Origin of the sequence: Allomuricauda sp. F6463D (assembly GCF_023015965.1) — a bacterium.
Classification (GTDB): Bacteria; Bacteroidota; Bacteroidia; order Flavobacteriales; family Flavobacteriaceae; genus Flagellimonas.
On the sequence record NZ_JALKAN010000001.1, the window covers coordinates 510,058 to 530,915 of the forward strand.

Here is a 20,858-nt window from a genome sequence, read left to right on the forward strand (position 1 = left end):
GATTGTAAAATTACAATACCTTCAAAATAGCAACTTGGATGGTTTCAATCGAAAATAATGATATTTATTTTATTGAGTTTTCCTTTGGATAAAAGGCTATGGGGTGGATTTATCTATACTCTGGATTTTCAAAACTCCAACGTTCTCCATCATCCCATTCCTTTCTTGAGTTTCCGTAATTTGAGTAGCCATTATTCTCCTTGAGCATCAATGCTAAATGAAGCAGATTATAAGTCATGAAAGTGGTGTTTCTGTTCGTAAAATCACTATTAAACCCAACGGGGTTGTCCAATTTTTCTCCTTTCCATTCCTTATCTCCATAGCTTGGCCCGGGTCCTACTTCTCCTATCCATCCACAATCAGCTTGTGGCGGAATTGAATAACCAATATGCTGAAGGGAATATAATATACCCATCGCACAATGTTTTACTCCATCTTCATTGCCTGTTACTACACATCCACCGACTTTGCCATAAAAAAGGTATTGCCCTTTATCATTTGTTAAACCACTCATTGCGTATAGTCGTTCAATTAATTTTTGTGCAATTGAAGATTTCTCCCCCAGCCAAATTGGGGTTCCAACAATTAGAATATCTGCTGCTTTTATTTTCTTGAATATCTCAGGCCAATCGTCTTTATCCCAGTTGTGTTCTGTCATATCTGGATATACACCGTTCGCAACATTGTAATCCACCAATCGAATGGAGTGTGTTTCCACATTTTCTTCATCCATAATCTGTTTTGAAACGTTCATGAGTATATCTGTATGGCTTTCCGCTGGTGATTTTTTAAGTGTGCAGTTTACAAATACTGCTTTTAAATTTTTGAATTTGTTCTTTTCCATAGTTTTAGATGTTTTACTTTTTCAGGGTTTAACGCTGCCCTAGGATTCTCCAGTAGATAATCATTCTTATGATTAATGTCTCATTATCGCCATAGTCCAAACTTGTTTTGGTGCCTACAACACATCAGTAGTTTATAAAAATTATAAGCATTTATGACTTAATTTTTACTATTGTGTCCAATGGAATTGCTTTAATCTTTTTTGAACCTTTACAAATAGGTTGTCAAAAAAATCCACACATAAGTCTGCGGTAATGATCGTAGTTATTGTGTGTAATTGCTGAATGCCTTTTTAGATAAAACGTCTTGTTTTACTAGCAGCCAATGCTTGAATACAGTTTATGAAAAAGCCAGTAATGCAGATACACAAAAGATACGGTTATATTTCGGCATACCCTAGAAAATAACTTTGCAAACTCATATCAAAGTAAAAATCTATAGGAATTTTGCAAGTAGGGGAGTCAATAATTATGTACTTTTTTTAATATCTCCCAGATGCTTACATCAATATATTTGTCCGATTGCAGTATCAGATTCTTTTTTTACCGTTGAACGCTCTATAATCACATACCATCCCTTTACGTCTTTGTAGAAGTTTACTGGTTAATGTGTATCTGCCGTAATTCCAAAATGTGAAAATGATTTCGGGGATTTTATTTTTTTGTTTCTATATGAATTAGCTTTTGTTCTCTTAATTCAACCGTTTCATCTTCTCCATTATGTCTGCTTGAGTTGTTGCCTCAAATTCAATTTCCACATGTTTATCTGTAGAAGTATTAATGGTTGTCTCAAAAATATAAGGCGTTTCGTTTTTTGCAGATAGCGCTATAATCTTTAAATTTTTTCCAATTGGTATATTCCTGAAAGCAACTGTATTTTTTCTTCCTTTCCAGTACTGTTCCGAAATTATACTATTCATATCACTGAATACTGCATACATTCTCACTCCAGTTAAAGAATCGTTTTTTACAAGAAGTTGAATGTCTGTTTTGGGGCTAGAGTCATTATAAAATCTATCACAATTTATCCACCCAAAATTCATTAACTCCACAGCTTCGTAGGTTTTTCTCTGATGATCAATTTGTTTTTGTTGCTTTTCGTAGTCTGTTTTGTTCGTTAAATACTCTTTTTCTGATATTACTTGTTGTTTCTTGGGCTCAGGTGCAGCAGTATAACGCTCTGTATATTCGAATAAGGGGTCCATGCTGTTCGTTTTTCCGGTGTGCTGTTTTGCCACAGGTTTTTGAGGCTCTTGTGCGTCTTTAATACGCTTTGGCTTGAAGCTATCATTGGTTGGAATCCAATTTATTTGTCCAAGACTATCTCTTTCACCAAGAAAAAGCCCCATTTCATCATCCGTTAGTTTAGGGAATTCAACTTCAAGTCCTTCTCCTTGTTTTATTTTAAGTTGTTTTCCATCGGAAGTCATATTCAAGTAGTAGGCTCCACCAGTTACTAGAATTTGTCCATTGGAAATAGTTGGAGCGTTATTAGATAACATACTTGAATTATTTGTCATTTCTAAAAGCTCGACCTTAATATTATCTCCCAGTGGAGTGCATTCATCGGTTTCTAGTCGACTGGGGTCAATATGGATAATAGTTCCTTTTGAACCCGTAAGAGTTGTTTTCCTGTCAGAAGGAACAACCAAATATTGTGGCTTTTCTGCAATTTCTAAAAGTAGACTGTCAACTTGCCCTAATTCATCAAATGGATTGATTTGTACTTTATTGTCCTGTTCATTGTTGCAACCAGTAAAAATGGAGACAATTAGTAATAAAAGAATGCATTTCTTTTGTTTCATAGTCGTTTGTTACATTGCTCACAACGGTTTTGTATAAAAATGACTGCGGGTTTTCGTGTGAGGAATTTCCGCGGGAAATTCAGATGTAACAAAAGCGCAATTATCCTTAGGTTAAGCACTAATTAAGCGATTATATCTACTGGCCTTAATTTTGATCCTAAACAAAAATCCAATCAGTAAATATTGAGAAGCCTTGGCTTTGACAACATTGATAAACTTCAATTTTATCCTTTATACAATTTTTGCCACATGCTGTCTCCGGTTGCCATTAAACAGGTGTGTGAGCCTTGAATTTCATTTCCAAATTGCTGTGATACAGTTTACCCGTTCTTTAATTCTCCGTATTTGTCAATAAATATAGGAAAACTTTTGGTGTTGACATCGGTAAGGAAGTCTTTTGAGTGGGGGTTAATCTCGACCTGAATGTAATTGGGATTCTTTAAGTTTTATATCAATTGTAGAAATGAAATTATAAAGACAGTCTAATATTTGATGTCCAATTTTTCGAATTTCTTCTTTTTGGATTTCAATTGAATCAACTCTTTTTTGTCCTAAAGTTCAAGTTATCAAGTACTTTTAGTTTGATTTGTGAACTTCCAATTCGATTTCAACCATAAATTCGGGAAATGCCAATCCAGAAACTTCAACCCAAGAACCGGTCGGAAAATGATTTTGGTATACTTCGGCCCGATATGCTGATTTTTCCAGCATTAGCGCCATATTTGTGGTGAAAATATTTTCCACAACTACATCATCAAATGTACAACCGTAATGTTGTAGGATTTTCTCCAAATCCGAATAACAATTTTTAATTTGCTGTTCCATGTCGTCAATTGCGGTTGGGTTTCCTTCATCGTCCATACTTACTGCCCCAGAGATTTTAATACTATTCCCAATTTTTACCGCATGGGAATATCCGAAAGCTTTTTCCACTTCTGGTCGCAGGAGAAAATATTCTGGTTTCTCGTCCTCAACGATTACTTCTTGTTCAACTTCTTTTGTTTCTTCTTTTTGTTTACAACTTTGGAATTCAAAAGCAACGAATAAAAGTGTTGCAATTAAGGTGAGTTTAATCATCGGTTTTTTCATAATTCTGATTGTTTGGCGCCTACTTTGAGCGATTTTTGGCTGTCCCGAATTATGCTTTGTTTAAGTCTGAAGCACAAAGGGTTAGGCTATGGTTAGTTATGCGTTTCAGCTAATGTAACAAATTCTAACTTAATCGAAATTCGTTAGAATCATTGTAAGTAGGGTAGGGCCAAACAGTTGTACACAGCTTAGATTTGATTTTGATTAAACGGACAGTATATTCTGAAAAAAAAATCAAAAGACAAAATCCAAGATTTCTATTTGGATAAAAAACCGGACATAGGCAAAGGGACAATCCTCACTCTTTTAGTGTTAGAATTGCAAACATCTATAATGTTTATGGCATCTCTAAAGACTTTAAATATTTTTTAAACTGAGATTTATATGCCTTGTTATGAGCTATACTTTTACCTTTTAGATTTTTGTGAAATCGTTCTATTGCAAGCGTGGAAAATGAAGTGGCAATCTCTATCTGGTTCAAGGACAAATGTATTTCTTTTAAAAAATTCATATAGTTGACTTGATTAAACACTTCGTAGGTATTGAACAATTTTACCTCACCTTTATTGAAATCTTCTGGTTTTATGTTTAAAAATGGTTCTGGGAAATTATTGAAGCGATTAAAAAATATGTTGCCATTTCCTGCTATTGATTCCCATAATATATTGAACTGTTGATTATTAAAATCTTTATCGTCTGTTAATTGCCAATGATAGGATTTATCTGTTACCTCATTTGGTGTTAACCCAACCAGAAATACCTGGTTATTCGTATCCATTATATTTCGCTTTGGAGCAATAGATGAGGAAAAATTAGAGTAAACGGATAGAAAACAGGAAAAGCTAGCATGTTTGTATGCTTTTTCTATTTTAATACACTTAATAAGATTTGGCACATCATTTTTATAGAATTTAGGGCTTGCTCCGGACCATTTTTCTTTATTAAATTTATTCTTTAAATAGTTGTTAACCTCAAAATTAAAATTGATCAAGTCATTCATTTCAAATTGTGTAAATTAAAAAACCGGCCACTTAAAATAGATGTTTTCAGAGTCTGATTCCTTCAGAGAGTTTACATTTATTCCACTTGCTTCGGCTATTTTATCCAAGGTGTCCCACAAATATTCACGTTCACCCGTTGCAAAAAGTTCTAATTGCTCATCTATCTTATCCAGGGCGTTTGCAGTTTCTTCAAAGAATGCTAATTTCTCTGCTGTGGTTTTATCGGCATTCTTGATTAATTTATCAATCAAGCTTCTTATTTCTTCATCTATTTTATTGCAGTTTTCTTCTGTATATGGTTCTGAGTAATCTTCATAACAATGGAATCTAAAGTCTTTTTTAATAAATTCCAGAGGAGAATCTCCAAAGTGTTCTTTGTATTGTTTTATACCTTCTTCGTCTAAGTGATCTAGAATCTCATCCCATTTAAACAACGTTTTTAATTTATTAAGAGCTCTAAATTTTTGAATTAAGGGTAAATATCCCTTCTTAACTTTAACAAACCACGGTAGTAATTGTAGTTTTTCAAGATTAGGTAAATCAGAAAGGAAGTTAAGATTGTCTATAGCACCTATATAAAGTATTTCAAGCGACTTGAGGTTGGTTAGTTTACTTAAAGATTCTTGATTGGTCATTTTGTCAACTCTTTTTATAGATAAGTTTTTAAGGGCAGTATTTTTTTCAAGCGTAGCACAATCTAAATGTGAGATCCCATCAAAGGTTAAAGACTGCAAAGCAGTTAAGTTGCTCAACCCCTCTAAACCGGTGAAATCATTACTAGAACTTATTTCAAGCTTTTTTAAACGCTTATTGCTTACCTGGGTTAAACTATCTATGGATTTAATATGGGACGAACCGGTAATTTTTAATTCTTTTAGTTTAGTGATTTTTTCTACGCCATCTAATGATTCTATTTTAGAAAGATTTATTTCTAAAGCACTTAAATGTGGTGTGTTGCTAAACTTTTTTAAGTCTGGATAAGGGAAGTTTTCAATAAAAACAGATTTTATACTTTTAAGTGCAGCAATATTTTTAGTTCCATTTAACCACAAAAAACGTAAGGTTTCCAGCTGAGGAAAACTACTAAAATCCAAATTGCCTTTAGGCTCATATCCAGGGGTATAGGTAAACCAAAGCCTTTTTAAATTATGTAATGCGTTTAGCGGACTAATATCGGTATCTTCCAAAGCACTTACATCTATATCTTCAAGGTCGGCGAAAAGTGGGTCGGTAAGAAAATTAAATGGAATGTGGGAAATATAGATGCGTTTAGGTTTTAAAATTTCATAGGCTTTAATACATAGGTCAACACTGTGTTGTTCAAAAAAAATGACTGGGTTTTTCTTGATATTATCGATCCTTACATATTCAAATTTTTTTCCTAAAATCTCAACAATGTCCTCTTTGTTTTTTTTATGCATTTGTTATCAATGTATAATTTATGCTAAAAGTTTTTGGAAACCAGTTCTAGTTCGGTACCGTTAAATAGATAATTGAAACTTCCTTCTATCATTTCCGCCTTGTTCATCTGAAAGTCTGAAGATTTTATATGAAAAACGGCAATACTCTTGTCTATACCCTCGGATGACCATCGACTTAGTGGTTGTTTTAACGTATTTCTGTTATCCCAGACAAAAAGACCCAATATTGTTTTTTCAATAATTCCGTACTCGTTGAAAAGAACTTCTCCATTCTTTTTTTTAGTACTTCTAAACACAATATCACCTGTTTTAATATTCTGTTTGGACAACTTCACTTTCTCAGGTTTTATAATAATCAATTTATTTAGTTCTAAATTCTTGTACGATTTAACTTTTGAATCAAGATCAGGGTAACTTCCCATTACCAATTCATATTCAATTCCCTCTACAGTGAATTTTGTGTTACGAATAACTCCTGTTCGCCAGGTAATTTCTTGGCTGCCATCATTTCCTGTCACATTAAAGTAGAACGTTCGTCTTTCCCATTTTGCATTGTTTGGTCCGGGGATTTTTTTTAGTCGAGTATGTTCAATTGTAAAGTCGGGAAAGTGTATTTTTTTATTCAACTCAAAAGCTGTAATGGAATTATAGTTGTGCGTTTGTTGATCAATCATAATTGTAGTTTTGTCTTTTTCAATACACGAATCATTCAAGCTTGAAAAAAAAATAAGAGATGCTAGTATAAATTTTATGGTCATTTAGTTTTTTTCAAGATTTTTTTAATAGTAGAAAAGCTTCGATTGAATACGGAGTCATTTTTTTAATCTTATTATGAAGGAATCTAAAATTATAACATAGAAAGGTCCTGGTTAACATGCCTTGAGTCATTTCAAATTAAATTCTTTATACCGGATTAAGTATTTCGGTTGTTTTCAATAATTATTACCATTTCCAATTTAATTCTTCAGAATATAAAACCTCATTCTCAGCAGCTATGGTATCCAATGTGTTTTTAACACTGTCAGCATCCTGTATTTCTGATTTGGGTAAAATTATGTAAGCTCCAGCTTTTAATATTAGAAAGAAATGTGTTTTTATCTCAATAATTTTTTCTAGGGAAGTATAAGTTACTTTAGATTCCCCAGTGAAATCATGAATCTCTACATATTCTTCATGAAATGAAAGAACCGATTCTTTTCCAAAATTATTTTTATAATTTTTTTGGACCAACTTCAAGAATCGTTTTTTTAATATGTTTTTATAAAAGTATGGAAAGAATAATATACTAAGAATAGCCACTGGGATAGCCCCTAAATAATGTCCAAATTCAATTTTATCATTGAATAAAAATAAAAGTAATACACTAAAAAATATAATGAACGCAATTACAAATAACCAAACTTTAGACCTTTGTTTTATTGATTCTTCGTTAATAGAATTATAGTATAGAACCTGTTGTAAATAATCGTTTGTATTTAGTTTATATCTTAAAATTAGGTTCATTCTTCTAAATTATTGCCAAGGTGTTTAAATATAGCAAATTGCGTATTTGAATACTGACATTTTTGGATGTAAACTAGGCGTCACATAAATGCAACAAGTATTATTCAAGTACTAAACTAACAATTTTTATGCAGGTCTTAAGTTTGTTTACTTATGATCAGAAGAAACAAAATTGAGCCTTAAAGTTCATATTTATGATGAGTTTTAGAATGGTTAATAAAAGACCATACTTCGATGCTTCTGAAAGCAACACCACGATTTTGGTATCTAGCCAAACAAATTCTTCATTGTGATCATCCATTAAAATGTAGTCGTTCCTCTTCGGTAAAAAAATCAGAAATCGGATACAAAAGTGCCATTTAACCATTACTTTTAAACGTAATTACTGTTTTACAATGAGATATATAATACTACTGCTGCTGCTGCTCTCTTTATCTCTTCTAAGCTGCATAGAGTTACCCCATGATGTAAGGTCTATAGATCACACAGAGTTAATGCAGTTTAAAGTTGATGAAAACAGTTTTGAGCCAGGCTGGTTTCCCAATCCCGACATTAAAAAACCACTCTTCAGGGATTATAGAGCAATGGATGAAGAAATTACAGTTGACCCAAATCTGGATTCAACATCCATTTTCCACCCAACTAACCAACCTGATAAATTGAGCTTGGTCTTTAAAGCTGATAGTATATCGGTGGATCACAAAAAAAAGCTGTTTTCACTACAAGGCAAAATAGCTCAAGACTATGACCAAACAAAACCTGAGGATTATAAGGTGTACATTGGCCAGAGGCAAGACACTATGGTGAATGTCACTTTTGTGATGAGTTCGCATATAGACAATTACTTTAAGGGCAAAAAAATCAATGAGGACATCGATTTTAGCGTACCCGCTTTTTATTTGGACAACTACCAAGAATTACCGGTTGAACAAAACATGGCAACCAAAGAAATGCTCTTGAACATTACCACAACAATCCAAAATAAAAGTGTGCTCGTGATTTCGCAGAATAATCGCTACGCGGAGATTTTCGAAATCGGAAAATTAATGGAATCAATGGAAGAATAGGTTGTTATAAACCTACTTATATATGAAAGCTAGGTGGTTTATCTCTTTAGACTGTCAGTATAGACCAGATAGGAAATGTTATTAGGATACCTTGTAACGTTTAGTTTTTTTTAATTCAACCATTCTTTTATTTTCATTTGTATTTCAGGGTATGTTTCTTTAGAAGGCATGTGTTTAGTATTCTTTAAAAAATAGACCTCTTTTAAGTTTGAGAATATTTCTCTACTTCTTTTTTCAGCACCTTTTCCGGGAAAGAATATATCATCTGAGGCTACCATAATGAAAATAGGTTTTTTAAAATGTAAAACATCTTTTTTAGTTAACAGTATCGGTCTTCGATAATCGATCTTAACACCTAGCAATAATAATTTTTGCATTTTAAACATAAACTCATCATTTTCTGGGACAAATGCTTTTGTAAATGCCTTTAGGTGATGGTCCTTTTTAGTAATCATAAATCGTATAAGTGGAAATGAAAGTTTGGTAAGCGATTCCCAAAAATTTCCGTTTACAAGACCACTGGGAACAATAAAAATACATTTATCCACTGTTTTAGGTTTATGAGTAATTAATTTTTGAAGAATATAAGCTCCATAGGATATTCCTATATAATTTGCGTTTTCAATATTCAATTTTTCAACCACTTCATCCGCCCAAAGAGCATATGAATCATCTTTAATGTTCAAAACTGTTTCAGCACTTTGGGTAGCTTGTCCTATGGTGTCGACAGCGAATAATTGATAATCATCTCTTAATTCCTTAACAGCTTCGAGTGTTAAAGGAGCTCCTGCATTAATACCATGAAATAATATTATTGGTTTTCCTTTGGAGTTTCCTGTTTTAATTACCCTAGTGTTTCCAAATTGTGTCTCAATATCTAATGCCACATAATCAATATTTAAACTCGATAATTTTTCATCATATAAAGACATTATTGCCTTTTTGGCTTTCTCATTTTTGTATATTGACTTCATAACTTTTATTATAAAATTAAAACAATATCAAAAATAGTCCATTTGACCTATTTTTGGAAATGAAATATGAAAACACAACAATTAATCATAAATAAAGCTATTGAATTATTTAATGCTAAAGGAGTTAAGAATGTAACTTTAAGAGAGATTGCTACTGAGATTGATAAAAGTTATGGTAACGTTACATATCATTTCTCAACTAAGGAAAAATTATTAGAAACCTTGTTTGAGGATTATAATACATCATTGATAAAGCTTCAAAACAATGGTTTATCTTTTCAAAACATGCTGCATTATTTTTTAATAGCACCAGAACTCAACTTTGATGTTATGATAAAATATTTATTCTTTTTTGTTGATTATACAGAAATAAAACGGGCCTATCCAAAGCTAATGGACCAAGTTGAATTGTATAATATGGAAAGAATGCAAAAATGGAAAGGACTATTGATGGAGTTGCAAGAAAAAAAATTTCTGAAAAGTGAATTGTCTGAAAGTGATTTAGAATTTATTATGGAATTAAGTATAGGCTTACGAATGTATTATTTTAGAGAAACATCAATAAATTGTTTAGACAAAACAAAATTTTCATTTAAAGTAAATCAATTATTACTTCCTTATTTAAGTAAAAAAGGAAGAGTGTTTTATAATTCCTTTTATTCTTAATCCCATGATATTTTGATTGCTTGTACCTGTCTTAGCGTCGTATGGTAACCAAGGCTTTTGAATAAGGTCCGTTTCGAACTAAATTTAACTTTAAAAAAAGAAGCTCGCGATTAGTTACCAATTAATTAAGCAACATCAAGGACTTTTAGTAGGAGTTGTATTTTCGTTATTTGTACAAATACAATTCTAGTTTTTCTTTCAGTTGCGCTGCTTCATCTCTGTATTTTTTGATTTGGCGTTCAAATCGCCTAAGAATAATACGTCTCCAAAGAATTCTATTTATAAACAATGGAGGATTGGATTGACGTAAACGCGCTTATATAAGAAGATCAATAGCCAGTCAATATAGACCATGGAATACGGCTATTATCATCTGAAATAGGTGCGCACAGCCATTAAACTTAGAGCCATAGTTGTTTGCTCATTTATTTTAACACCTCTATTACAACATTCCCTCTTTTTCTTCCTTTGTCCACGTATTCGTGGGCTTGCACTAATTCATCGAGTTTAAAGGATTTGTCGATAAAAGGTTTTAACGTTCCTTTTTCAGCCATATCCTTTATCAACTTAAGATGATCATCCTTCTCCTTGGTCAGCATTTTAACTGAAACAAAAGCACCACCTTTTTTAAGCACCTTTTTTGCTTTTCCTTTTGAGGTCTTTCCAACGGCATCAAAAATTATATCAAATTTTTCAGTGCCCTCGTAATAGTCCTCTTTTTTATAATCCATCCAACTTTTAGCGCCTAATGATTTTATCATTTCAAAATTCGAAGTACTGCACACAGCTTTTACCCTAGATTCTTTTTGATTTGCAATTTGTACCGCATAGCTTCCAACGCTTCCAGAGGCTCCATAAACCAAAACATTTTGTTCACTTTTTAAATTGGCTTTCTCTAAAAGGTAAATTGCTGTCATTGCTCCAATGGGTAGTGCCGCAGCCTCTGCGTAACTCAAATTCTCCGGTTTTAGTTCAACCACACCATTTTTCCATTTTTGAGGTATGCATATATATTCGGCGTACGATCCTGTGTTTAGCATCGTAGTTGTACCAAAGACACTATCACCCACTTTAAATTCAGTAACGTTTTTCCCGATCTCCACAACTATTCCAGCCAATTCGTGCCCTAAAATCTTCTTTTTAGGTCTGAAAAGCCCAAAAATCAATCGTGCAGGAAGCCAAAATAACAACGGAAAATCAGAACTTCGTAGTCTAACATCTCCAGAAGTAACGGTGGCTGCATGAATTTGTACTAGAAGTTCATCATCCTTAGGTTTAGGTTTTTGTATATTCTTTACTTTAAGGACCTGTGGCGCACCATATTTTTCATATACTACTGCTTTCATATTTTTTAGGTATCATGAAAATGTTCCGTCATAAACGAAAGATAGTGATTTGCTGCAATGAAATCTGATTAAGAAAGCAATATAGGGGACTTTTATTAAGTATTATATTTTCGTTATTTGTTCAAAAATAATTCTAGTGTTTCTTTCAGTTGCGCTGCTTCATCTCTGTATTTTTTGATTTGGCGTTCAAATCGTCTTAGAATAATACGTCTCCAAAGAATTCTATTAATAAACAATGGTTCTTCTTTTACATATTTAAGTAGTTCAGTGCGGTCATTATCTCTTAAGAATGTGCCAAACCAAACGGTATTCTCCCGCCAATACGACATCTCGCTATAAAAACTTTCATCTAATTCTGCGTTAACAACATCTATATCAACGGTAAAAGTGTGATAGAAGTTGGCTATTTGAATATTTAAAATACGTGTTGATTCATTTAGATTTGATTTCTGTTTTAATAATTCATAACGTTCTTTGCTAATATCAAAATCTGGATAAGTAGTAAATGATGGTATTATAGAGTCATTTTCATAATGTTTTTATTTTTTTACTACTGTATATCCTGGTAATCCGTGTAGACATTTTATAATTTGGTTTCCACCTGGTTCACCTGCGTGGTAATGGTATTATTGGGTAAACCAAAAAAACCTCTAATAATGCCATGAACAATTGCAATGGGCAAAAAAAGGATCTCTGCTATAAGTGTACTAATTTCGTAAATTAATGAGCTGTCTTTATAGGGATTTCCTTTTAGTCTGGATATAAATGCACTCAGGGGAATTCCGTACATATTTCCAACAAGCATCAATTGAGAAGCCGAAAGTATAATTTGTGCTTTTTCTTTTCCATATTCTTTCACAATAGCATTATAAGCGTATTTTTTTGGATAACCTTTTGATTCAGCAAAATGTTGGGCAAACAGGATTGCTTTTGCTTCCTCGGGCATAATAAATTCTCCACCGCCACCTTCGCTTAAAAAGCTGTTTATTTCTTCATTGCTCATACCTTGGCGCAAAGCCATTTTAGCATGGCCGTATGAGCAGATTGCACATCCGTTTACTTCGGTTACTGCCAATTGTATGCGTTTCACAAAATTTTGGTCAACTAATTTACTTTTATTGTTTCCAATTAGTTTTGACATTGCCCTTGGGGCAAAAACAGCAGCACCATACATTTCTCGCAAACTGAATTTACGTTTATATTTAATTCTTGAACTTATTGTTTTCACTGCTGTTAAATCGTTATTTATTGTTGTAATCGCTATCGTTAAGCTAAAATCAGTAATTTTTAAAATACTGTGTTGTGTGTAGTGCTTTCTTCAAAGCTATTCGATTTCATACAATTTCGATACCTTTTTTAGGTCCGTTGATTCATTGATTTCGTAAAAGTAATCCAATTGCCATTTTTGTGTTCGTTCAGCTTGTTTGTTTTTCGCAATGTCCCATTTCGGATAAACACGGAACGCTCTTTTTCCTTCTTTCCTTTCCGTGGAGATAATTCCTTTTTTAATGAGCACGGATTTTGGAAAAACAAATTGTCCAAATTCGTTTTTATTCCGAACGCTAACAGCATAAAAATCAATTGGGTCGTTTTCTTCATATGGCTCAATCGGACCATTTCCGTTTCTTTTCCAGAATGTCACGAATTGTCCAACTTTTTTTGGTGTAATTTTAGCGTTTCTGCTTATAATATTCCGTCCATTAAGTTCAAATCGGCAAGCGTCATATTCTTGACTTTCCGATTCGGTTTGGAAGTCTGAAATTTCAAGAGAACATTTGTCATAAATTTCCGTTTTGATTTGATTAAGGTTAGTATACACGGCTTAAGTTTGATTCTCTTTAAATTGATAGTATAAATCAGAAAGTACAAAAGAGGGAATTAAGGTTATGTTATATGGTGAAGCTTTGGACTTCGACAACATTGATAATTGGCTCTTTTTTACTACTCCAAGCACGTTCAGTTCTGTGAGACCTTAGATCTCGTTTTGAAGTTGTTGTGGTCAAGGTAGTCTGCTCTTTCATAAGATCAGTACTTATGAATAAATATAAAGAAACTTTTGGAGTTGATATCAGTTAGGATGACTTTGATGTACATGGTAGTGGGCATGGTCATTCCCGGTTTAAGAATAATGCTCATGGGTTCAGCAAGTTTGAGAATGCGGCACAGCTTTGTAGTTTTGTTGGTATTACCCCAACGATACGGGGGTCGGGAAGCAGTGTCAGGACCCGGGCCTGCATAAGCAAGGAGGCCTGGGATAATATTGTTTCGGATTAAAGAAGAATTTAGTTGTTTTTTACTTCCGTTCTTTGCTGGCAAATCGTTATTCCACTAATGGTAAATATAAAATGGCACCTGATTCTAATTCAATGTCATCAATATGGCCTGATTGATTTGTTTTTTCTTGTAAAAAATGAAAATGTGTTCTATGTCCAGGATGCGTATAAACATTTTCTCCTTTAGCATCTGCCCAAAATCCAACTATCTTAATAGGTTCATTTTCAAGTTTAAATTTTTGTTTGGCTTTTTGATGTTCTATTTTGTTATGAGGTACATTGTCCTTTTTATATATGATATGATAATCTAATGAATTTACATTTCCTTCAATTCTAAAAGGGAATGGTTTTTCCATATTCAATCCATTTGTTGGGATTTCTTCTTTAATATATGCTTCTATTTCGTCTATTCCGCTGAGTGATTTTTCAATAGTTATTTTCTTCCAATTCGAACAACTTCCATATACCGTAAAGATGGCGTTTATGTTCGATGTGTTAGAGGAAAATGCTGAAGTGTCATTTTCAATTGTTGCAATTGAAACTTCACTGTTATAAATTGTGATTTCTCCTTTTAGTCCTTCTATAGGCCCAATAGCATATAAATTTGGAATATTTACAAGGGAATCAACACTAATAGTTGCAGAAAAATCTCCGTCATTTATTATTTTTAAACGACTTCCAATATTTTTTACCCAATAATTCTCTGGGTTTATTTCATCCATAATTTCTTTTGTGGGCTCTTTCTTTTCCATTTTTTTTGAATTACAACTCCAGAAAACAAGTATTCCTACTACTAATAAAATAAATTGAAGTGTGTTTTTCATTGTTCATTTTTTAATGTTTGCCAACGTGATTGTATAAGGTTGGTAGTGTTTACTAATAATCAAGCAATTGGTTTCCAAAAAGGAAACAACTAGCAATTAATTTTATACGGCTTACTTATTGTCATTATTCATTCTATTCACTAGCTTAGAAATTAGGATTACTGCAAAGTAGCCGCCAAAAAATGAAACAACGCAATTAATAGCAAATAGTAGTTTATTAAATGTTCCGTTTTGTATTATTGACTGTGGGTTAAAACCTAACCTTCCAAATAATTTTATTAATAAGATACTTCCAAAAACACCTGCAATGGTATTGCCCACAATACCAAATGAGTACTTTTTAAAAATAAGACCAGAGGTAAATGCTCCGGTTATTCCTATTATTATACTTAATAATGATATTAGGGTTTCTGTCATGATAGATTGAATATTCTAATGCCCATAATCCATATTATCAATTTTTCCACCTATTAATCGCTTTTGAATAATCATGTAACCTATTAGAAGAATGAAACCAATTATTCCCCAATTAAAAGCTACAGACAATCCATATTCTGATGCTGCAGTATTGTAAATCGTTAGATGCTCATGTGTTTTATTAACTGACGGTAATATTACTGGGAATAAAGATGCTAATGATGATGTTATTCCACCAACTATCAATAAGGAAGACAATAAAAAAGCATGAACGTCTTTTTTGATTTTTTTGATAAAAAACAAGCCAACTAATCCTATTAAATAAATAACAGGGAAAATTAATAAATATGGTTTATTGGCAAAATTATCTAAAGAATTAGGATTAACGCTTTGCCATATTATTAAAGAGAAAACGGTAAGGATTGCCAACGCAATATTCAATTTAAAAATAACACCTTTAAGTTTGTTATTTATAGTTGAATTTGTTTTTAAGATTATCCAATTGGCACCATGAATTGCCAAAGTAACCACAGAAATTAATCCAATAATAATAGTGAACCAATCTATAACTCCAGGATGCTCTGTTAATGGACTAAAACTACTATCCCATAGTGGTAAGAAAAAATAATGTCCTTCGTGAGCAGATACACCATTTTCAACACCTCCTAAATTTACACCTCTAACGACGTTTCCTAAGGCGATTCCGAAAAATAAGGCTAATAATAAACTAGAAACACCAAAGGATACATCCCAAATATCTTTCCACATTTGAAATTTAAATTGACTTCTAAATTCTAAACCTATTGCTCTGAAAATAATTAACCACAAAACAATGATTAATGGTAAATAAAAACCACTAAAAACGGATGCATAAAATGTTGGAAAAGCCATAAATAGCATTCCTCCTGCTGCGACTAACCAAACTTCGTTAGAATCCCAGAATAGTCCAGCCGATTTTGCAATGACTTCTTTGTCTTTTTCTTCTTTAGCAAAGAACAAATGAATGATTCCTGTTCCGAAATCATAACCATCTAAAATGAAAAACATAGCTAAAACAACTGCTATAATTATATACCAAAATATTTCCATGATTAATGAGTTTTATGTCTTGGACCTACATTAATAGTTTTACCAACTAAGACTAAAAACAGTAATCCTAGCAACATATATAAAGCGACAAAACCGAGTAAAGTAAAGAGTGTGTTACCAGATGAAACTGTAGGCGATACACCGTCGCTTGTTCTTAATAAACCATAAACCAAATATGGTTGTCTTCCTAATTCTGCTGTGTACCAGCCTGTGATATTTGCTATATAAGGGAATGGAACAAGAAACATTATCGTCCATAGTAAAGGTTTAATCTTGTGCAATTTTTTTCGCCATAAAAAGAAAACTGAGAGTGCCATAATGCCTATAAATATAGTTCCTAAACCAACCATAATATGATAGGAATAATACAACGCAGGAATGTTATCTGGCAACTCATCTTTTTCAAATTGGTCCATTCCAGGAATTTGTTTATCCCATTCTTGATAGGTTAGAAAGCTTAATATATTGGGAACAGCAATTTTATTATCTAATTTTTTCTCGACCATATTGGGTTGTCCAATAAGTACAATTTCTGCACCTTCTTTTTCTGTTTCAAAAATACCTTCCATAGCCGCAAAAGAAGCTGGTTGATATTTTGCTACATTTTTTGCATTCCAATCTCCTGTTGGAAAAGCGACTAATACACTGGATATTAATCCGAAAATAACACCAGTTTTTAAAAATAGTTGTCCATATTCGGTTTGCTTATTTCTTAAAATATAAAAAGCACCTATACTTGCGACCACAAATGAAGAGGTTACAACAGAAGCAAATTGATTATGTAAAAAAGCTGGCAATAACCAAGGATTAGTAAAAAGTGCCGAGAAGTTTTCCAATACAAATTTTCCATTCTCTAAAATCTCATAACCCACAGGATGTTGCATCCAAGCATTGGTGGCTAAAATAAACCAACCACTTGCCCAAGATCCCAAAAACACCAGAAAACCAGTTAAGAAATGTAGTTTTTGTCCCATCAATTTTTCGCCGAAAATGAAGAGTGCTAAAAATGAGGATTCTAAAAAGAAAGAGAACATACCTTCCATTGCTAAAGTCTGACCAATAATTCCGCCTGTTAACTCAGAAAACTTCGCCCAATTGGTGCCAAACTGAAATTCCATTGGGATACCTGTTACTACTCCCATGGTAAAATTAATGGCAAATATTTTCATGAAAAACTTTGCTGCATTATTATATTTTTCAATTTTAGTTTTGAGGAATTTCCACTTAAAATAGACGATCATTAAAGATAATCCCATGGTTAATTGTGGGAATATATAGTGGAATGTGATAGTAAATGCAAATTGCAGTCTATCGTAAAATATCATGTCTTCCATAGACTGTTTTCTTTAAATAATGGGTAACGGTTTTGTGTATGATTTCGTTGCTTGTTTAAGCAATAAAGTTAGCAAATAAATCACAGATATAAAGTCCGCAAGGACTTTCATAAGTAGGGCTTGCACTAGCAATTAATTTTATACGATACGGGAGTCGGGAAGCAGTGTTAGGGGCCCGGCACCGCATAAGCAAGGTGGGCAATAGGACACTGCGGAACCTATTGTTTCTGTGTTCGTTCAATGCCTGTAAGCACAACAGGGCCTGCAAGGAGGTCTATGAGCGGATAACGGCAAAAGATAAGAGCAAAACTTGCTTTGATAGCGGTATCGAACAAACTACTCAAATAGTCCTTTGCCATTACAAAATCAGGAAGGCCGTATGATGAAACCTACGTTTCAATATTGCCTAAGTAAACAGAAAATATATCCGAATAAAAAAAGCCCAAAGAATCAGTTTTTTGAATCTATGAGCTTAGAATAGTATTGTCTCAGATAAAGGAAGAATTTATTTGTTTTTTACCTCAGTTCCTTGTTAGCAGTTCAGTATTATGTCTGTTTAAAGAAGCCTGACCTTTTTTAGCTGAAATTCCAATCTTTCTCCATTCCTTAATACTTTAATCATTATTTCATCAGTCTCTTTTGGTATAAGACCATTGTTAAAGAAATCACACTTGTTTTCATTAGTAATATTGGAGTAATCAATATTGTTTATCTGTAATATTTGATCTCCAAATTGTAATAGTTTTGCTACTTCTGTATCATTATATATAAAATCTACAAATACCTTGTTTTCATTAAAATTAGGATTGAAACCAAAATGGTTTAATTCTGTATTATTAGAAGTACCTTCTTGAAGAACCATTTTGACGTTTCGTTCTTCCCAATTTAAAATCAATCTATAATTTTTAAAGAATAAAATTCCGAGGTTTGTTTTACCATCTTTAATCCTCATCACCTTATTTTTTATGATATGATCACCTATTTTTATCTCGTCTACTTTTGCAGCAAGCTCGTTTTTCTTTTCACCCTTCCCATACATACCAATACCAGAATATCCTGAACCTGATATATACTTCGTTATTTTATTAGATTTTTTTTGTTTTAAAAAATCTAAATACGATAAATGTGGCGTAGAATTATTACCTAAATCAATCATATTATTCAATGCTTTATCGCCATTTATATAGCTAATAATAGATGGTTGACTAGCTGCAGTACCAATAAACATTTTTGATTCTATAGCATCTGCCGGAATATTTAATTTTTGTTCATCATCTGTAATCGTTATTATTTGGTTTTCGAAATCGAAGTCCCAAACAGCAAACCGCATTAAATTAGAACCAATAAAACCATCGGCATTTAAACAAGCAAGTTCACCACTATTAAAATCTGATATAGCTGCAATAGTATTCTGAAAATTAATACCTCCTATTTCAATATCGTCTATTTTTGTATAGTTAAGTAGTTGGCTAGTTTTATGAATATCAGTTACATTTTCACTTCCTAAAGACTTAACGTTAAGCTTTTCTGCTAATTCTTTAGAAAGCACGTTAGAAGCTCCAGTATCTAAGATAAAGTCATATGTTTCATTTTCAATAGTTACTTTAAGGATAATAAGTCCTTTACGGTATTCAAAAGGTATAGTAGTTTTAAAATCTTCCTGAACGATATTTCCTTGTTTAAGGGTTTTATTAATTTTTGAAGATGCACAACTGGTTAATAAAGTAAGTACAATAAGTAAGAATAGTAGTTTGTTATGTTTCATAAATTGATTTAGTCTTTTTCGTTTAGGAATAAGTATTTCTTTATCCTTTCATATTAATAGACACTAATTTTTCTGAAATGGTTGCCTGAGTTGGTTTTTTTTTTGCTGACAGCTAATGGTTTCGGCTCGTATGTTTGTTTCTTAAGTTGAAGATATGGTATTTAGAATAATAAAAGAGTTGGTATAGAAGAGTGATTTCGAGGTTCAGCTAAATGTAGCTTTATATTTTTAGGGAAGGCTACAGCATGTTTGGGTGTATAAAAAATAAGACCGCCTTAAAAAGCGGTTATGGAAGTCATTGTTTTAATTATTTTGGGGTTGTGCAACAATTACCTTTGTTGTAAAAAGTGTTTTTTTGAGGATTACTTGCGTTCTGAAGTCGTTCTGTTAGTTTTGCTTGCGCATTGCGACCCCGATATGGGGAGGTTAGCGTACGGCTTGCGAATTGCTCCGTTTAGACAGGAAAGTTATCTCATAAACCTCCGAATTACTTTGTCGTTGAAACACGTACCAATACCCAATTTCAGATTACGTTATGATTGGCAATGCAGTTTAGGTTTTGTTAGTGAAAGTTTATTAGTACTTAGCTGTTACATTAAATCCAACACTAATAGCTCCAATTTTTTGCCAATCATCTTGACTTGTAGATCTAATAATTATGGGGCTACCCAAAAAACCAGAGGAGAATTTCAACCCATCCTTATCTCCTAAATTTTCAATCCACTCCAAAGAGACGAAGAAATCCTCATATACTACAATGTCATAATCACTAAGATCAACAGTAAGTTTACCTTCTTTAATTTGACTGACAATTATGATGTTATCTTTCAAAAGACTTTTATTGGGTAATCCATCTTTCAAATCGTAAAAATTGAGTCTAAACTTAATACTGTCATACTCATTTTTGATGATAAAAACATTGAAATCTTTAATGTAAGTTGGACTTTTCTTAATTTTAATTTTTATGCCGATTTCATTACCTAAATGATTTGATGAGAAACCACCACTAATTTTTTTCGAAGTAGTTTTATTTCCAAGAATTTTTTCTTTTAATTTTCTACTTGAAACGACAACCTCTTGTAATTCAGTAATTTCTTCTTCCAGTTGTAGGGTTGGATTCTTGAGAATTATATTTTTAAAATTAGATACTTTAAAAATCAGAGATTTATAACCGATTATTGAAATTTTCAATGTATCGTTATCGTATTTTTCATTCAGTTCAATTTGAAAGTCTCCGTTATTATTAGATACAGTTCCAATGTTTTTTCCGACAACCCCAATATTAACATAAGGCAGAACCTCTTTAGAATTCTTATCTACTATGCTTCCGTTATAAGTTTCTTGGGAATATGATTTCGAGGAAATAAGAAGAAGTACTATTATGATTTTTCGCATTTTTTCAATTTATTTTTATAACGGTTTAGTATAAGAATAGTAAGCGG

Annotated in this window: 19 protein-coding genes and 2 pseudogenes; 4 read left to right on the forward strand and 17 right to left on the reverse strand. The window is 32.5% G+C overall.

Features of this window, described 5'->3' with window-relative positions; translation table 11 throughout:
- Positions 1-109: 109 nt before the first annotated feature.
- The 7 genes from MWU56_RS02105 to MWU56_RS02140 all read right to left on the reverse strand — a co-directional run bounded on the left by MWU56_RS02105 (position 110) and on the right by MWU56_RS02140 (position 7,661).
- Entirely contained in the window at positions 110-844 is a 735-nt protein-coding gene (locus MWU56_RS02105; protein WP_247041735.1) for a flavodoxin family protein, read from the reverse strand.
- A gap of 690 nt (positions 845-1,534) precedes the next feature.
- Positions 1,535-2,647: a hypothetical protein gene (locus MWU56_RS02115; RefSeq protein WP_247041737.1), complete on the reverse strand. Its 1,113-nt coding sequence runs from the start codon at positions 2,645-2,647 to the stop codon at positions 1,535-1,537.
- A 576-nt stretch (positions 2,648-3,223) separates the two neighbouring features.
- Positions 3,224-3,736, reverse strand: coding sequence for a RidA family protein (locus MWU56_RS02120; protein ID WP_247041739.1), 513 nt, complete (start codon positions 3,734-3,736; stop codon positions 3,224-3,226).
- A 337-nt stretch (positions 3,737-4,073) separates the two neighbouring features.
- Entirely contained in the window at positions 4,074-4,727 is a 654-nt protein-coding gene (locus MWU56_RS02125) for a hypothetical protein (protein WP_247041741.1), read from the reverse strand.
- Positions 4,728-4,751: 24 nt separating this feature from the next.
- Positions 4,752-6,158, reverse strand: a complete 1,407-nt coding sequence (locus MWU56_RS02130) for a hypothetical protein (RefSeq protein ID WP_247041743.1) — start codon at positions 6,156-6,158, stop codon at positions 4,752-4,754.
- A 23-nt stretch (positions 6,159-6,181) separates the two neighbouring features.
- Positions 6,182-6,832 carry a hypothetical protein gene (locus tag MWU56_RS02135; RefSeq protein ID WP_247041746.1) on the reverse strand — a complete coding sequence of 217 codons (651 nt, stop codon included), beginning with the start codon at positions 6,830-6,832 and terminating at the stop codon, positions 6,182-6,184.
- A 268-nt stretch (positions 6,833-7,100) separates the two neighbouring features.
- Positions 7,101-7,661 (reverse strand): YcxB family protein, encoded by a 561-nt coding sequence (locus MWU56_RS02140; RefSeq protein ID WP_247041747.1) that lies wholly within the window; start codon positions 7,659-7,661, stop codon positions 7,101-7,103.
- A 494-nt stretch (positions 7,662-8,155) separates the two neighbouring features.
- Between MWU56_RS02140 and MWU56_RS02145 the strand changes: the two genes are divergently transcribed.
- The gene (locus MWU56_RS02145; RefSeq protein ID WP_247041749.1) at positions 8,156-8,728 is read left to right on the forward strand and encodes a hypothetical protein; all 573 of its coding nucleotides are present in this window, start codon (positions 8,156-8,158) and stop codon (positions 8,726-8,728) included.
- A 110-nt stretch (positions 8,729-8,838) separates the two neighbouring features.
- On the opposite strand, the gene MWU56_RS02150 is transcribed toward MWU56_RS02145, so the two are convergent.
- On the reverse strand, positions 8,839-9,702 hold the full coding sequence (locus MWU56_RS02150; protein ID WP_247041751.1) for an alpha/beta fold hydrolase: 864 nt from the start codon (positions 9,700-9,702) through the stop codon (positions 8,839-8,841).
- Positions 9,703-9,768: 66 nt separating this feature from the next.
- On the opposite strand from MWU56_RS02150, the gene MWU56_RS02155 reads away from it, so the two are divergent.
- Positions 9,769-10,368 (forward strand): TetR/AcrR family transcriptional regulator, encoded by a 600-nt coding sequence (locus tag MWU56_RS02155; protein ID WP_247041753.1) that lies wholly within the window; start codon positions 9,769-9,771, stop codon positions 10,366-10,368.
- Positions 10,369-10,793: 425 nt separating this feature from the next.
- Here the strand turns inward: MWU56_RS02155 and MWU56_RS02160 are convergent, their stop codons facing one another.
- The 3 genes from MWU56_RS02160 to MWU56_RS02170 all read right to left on the reverse strand — a co-directional run bounded on the left by MWU56_RS02160 (position 10,794) and on the right by MWU56_RS02170 (position 13,533).
- Entirely contained in the window at positions 10,794-11,714 is a 921-nt protein-coding gene (locus MWU56_RS02160) for an NAD(P)-dependent alcohol dehydrogenase (protein ID WP_247041755.1), read from the reverse strand.
- Positions 11,715-12,297: 583 nt separating this feature from the next.
- A complete protein-coding gene (locus tag MWU56_RS02165; protein WP_247041758.1) occupies positions 12,298-12,942 on the reverse strand; it encodes a carboxymuconolactone decarboxylase family protein in 645 nt (214 codons plus the stop codon).
- A gap of 96 nt (positions 12,943-13,038) precedes the next feature.
- A complete protein-coding gene (locus tag MWU56_RS02170) occupies positions 13,039-13,533 on the reverse strand; it encodes a MepB family protein (RefSeq protein ID WP_247041760.1) in 495 nt (164 codons plus the stop codon).
- 317 nt (positions 13,534-13,850) lie between these two features.
- Between MWU56_RS02170 and MWU56_RS16645 the strand changes: the two are divergent.
- Positions 13,851-13,958, forward strand: a pseudogene (locus tag MWU56_RS16645) (transposase); the annotation flags it as partial.
- A 76-nt stretch (positions 13,959-14,034) separates the two neighbouring features.
- On the opposite strand, the gene MWU56_RS02180 reads toward MWU56_RS16645, so the two are convergent.
- The 4 genes from MWU56_RS02180 to MWU56_RS02195 all read right to left on the reverse strand — a co-directional run bounded on the left by MWU56_RS02180 (position 14,035) and on the right by MWU56_RS02195 (position 17,651).
- Entirely contained in the window at positions 14,035-14,811 is a 777-nt protein-coding gene (locus MWU56_RS02180) for an acetolactate decarboxylase (protein WP_247041761.1), read from the reverse strand.
- Between the two features lie 111 nt (positions 14,812-14,922).
- Positions 14,923-15,228 (reverse strand): hypothetical protein, encoded by a 306-nt coding sequence (locus tag MWU56_RS02185; RefSeq protein ID WP_247041763.1) that lies wholly within the window; start codon positions 15,226-15,228, stop codon positions 14,923-14,925.
- Between the two features lie 15 nt (positions 15,229-15,243).
- Complete coding sequence (gene cydB / locus MWU56_RS02190) at positions 15,244-16,317, reverse strand: cytochrome d ubiquinol oxidase subunit II (RefSeq protein WP_247041765.1); 1,074 nt, start codon at positions 16,315-16,317, stop codon at positions 15,244-15,246.
- Positions 16,318-16,319: 2 nt separating this feature from the next.
- Positions 16,320-17,651, reverse strand: a complete 1,332-nt coding sequence (locus tag MWU56_RS02195) for a cytochrome ubiquinol oxidase subunit I (RefSeq protein WP_247041767.1) — start codon at positions 17,649-17,651, stop codon at positions 16,320-16,322.
- 142 nt (positions 17,652-17,793) lie between these two features.
- Between MWU56_RS02195 and MWU56_RS02200 the strand changes: the two are divergent.
- A pseudogene (locus tag MWU56_RS02200) lies at positions 17,794-18,065 on the forward strand (transposase); the annotation flags it as partial.
- 142 nt (positions 18,066-18,207) lie between these two features.
- Here MWU56_RS02200 and MWU56_RS02205 read toward each other — a convergent pair.
- Positions 18,208-19,416, reverse strand: coding sequence for an aspartyl protease family protein (locus MWU56_RS02205; RefSeq protein ID WP_247041769.1), 1,209 nt, complete (start codon positions 19,414-19,416; stop codon positions 18,208-18,210).
- A gap of 576 nt (positions 19,417-19,992) precedes the next feature.
- Positions 19,993-20,811 carry a carboxypeptidase-like regulatory domain-containing protein gene (locus MWU56_RS02210; protein ID WP_247041770.1) on the reverse strand — a complete coding sequence of 273 codons (819 nt, stop codon included), beginning with the start codon at positions 20,809-20,811 and terminating at the stop codon, positions 19,993-19,995.
- Positions 20,812-20,858 lie beyond the last annotated feature (47 nt).

Excerpts from the sequence above, each read along its gene's own strand:
- MWU56_RS02210 (WP_247041770.1), bottom strand. The coding sequence starts at position 20,811 with ATGCGAAAAATCATAATAGTACTTCTTCTTATTTCCTCGAAATCATAT.
- MWU56_RS02195 (WP_247041767.1), bottom strand. The coding sequence starts at position 17,651 with ATGGAAGACATGATATTTTACGATAGACTGCAATTTGCATTTACTATC.
- MWU56_RS02185 (WP_247041763.1), bottom strand. The coding sequence starts at position 15,228 with ATGACAGAAACCCTAATATCATTATTAAGTATAATAATAGGAATAACC.
- MWU56_RS02180 (WP_247041761.1), bottom strand. The coding sequence starts at position 14,811 with ATGAAAAACACACTTCAATTTATTTTATTAGTAGTAGGAATACTTGTT.
- MWU56_RS02145 (WP_247041749.1), top strand. The coding sequence starts at position 8,156 with ATGCAGTTTAAAGTTGATGAAAACAGTTTTGAGCCAGGCTGGTTTCCC.
- MWU56_RS02135 (WP_247041746.1), bottom strand. The coding sequence starts at position 6,832 with ATGATTGATCAACAAACGCACAACTATAATTCCATTACAGCTTTTGAG.
- MWU56_RS02160 (WP_247041755.1), bottom strand. The coding sequence starts at position 11,714 with ATGAAAGCAGTAGTATATGAAAAATATGGTGCGCCACAGGTCCTTAAA.
- MWU56_RS02155 (WP_247041753.1), top strand. The coding sequence starts at position 9,769 with ATGAAAACACAACAATTAATCATAAATAAAGCTATTGAATTATTTAAT.
- MWU56_RS02115 (WP_247041737.1), bottom strand. The coding sequence starts at position 2,647 with ATGAAACAAAAGAAATGCATTCTTTTATTACTAATTGTCTCCATTTTT.
- MWU56_RS02205 (WP_247041769.1), bottom strand. The coding sequence starts at position 19,416 with ATGAAACATAACAAACTACTATTCTTACTTATTGTACTTACTTTATTA.
- MWU56_RS02130 (WP_247041743.1), bottom strand. The coding sequence starts at position 6,158 with ATGCATAAAAAAAACAAAGAGGACATTGTTGAGATTTTAGGAAAAAAA.
- MWU56_RS02140 (WP_247041747.1), bottom strand. The coding sequence starts at position 7,661 with ATGAACCTAATTTTAAGATATAAACTAAATACAAACGATTATTTACAA.
- cydB (WP_247041765.1), bottom strand. The coding sequence starts at position 16,317 with ATGGAAATATTTTGGTATATAATTATAGCAGTTGTTTTAGCTATGTTT.
- MWU56_RS02120 (WP_247041739.1), bottom strand. The coding sequence starts at position 3,736 with ATGAAAAAACCGATGATTAAACTCACCTTAATTGCAACACTTTTATTC.
- MWU56_RS02150 (WP_247041751.1), bottom strand. The coding sequence starts at position 9,702 with ATGAAGTCAATATACAAAAATGAGAAAGCCAAAAAGGCAATAATGTCT.
- MWU56_RS02105 (WP_247041735.1), bottom strand. The coding sequence starts at position 844 with ATGGAAAAGAACAAATTCAAAAATTTAAAAGCAGTATTTGTAAACTGC.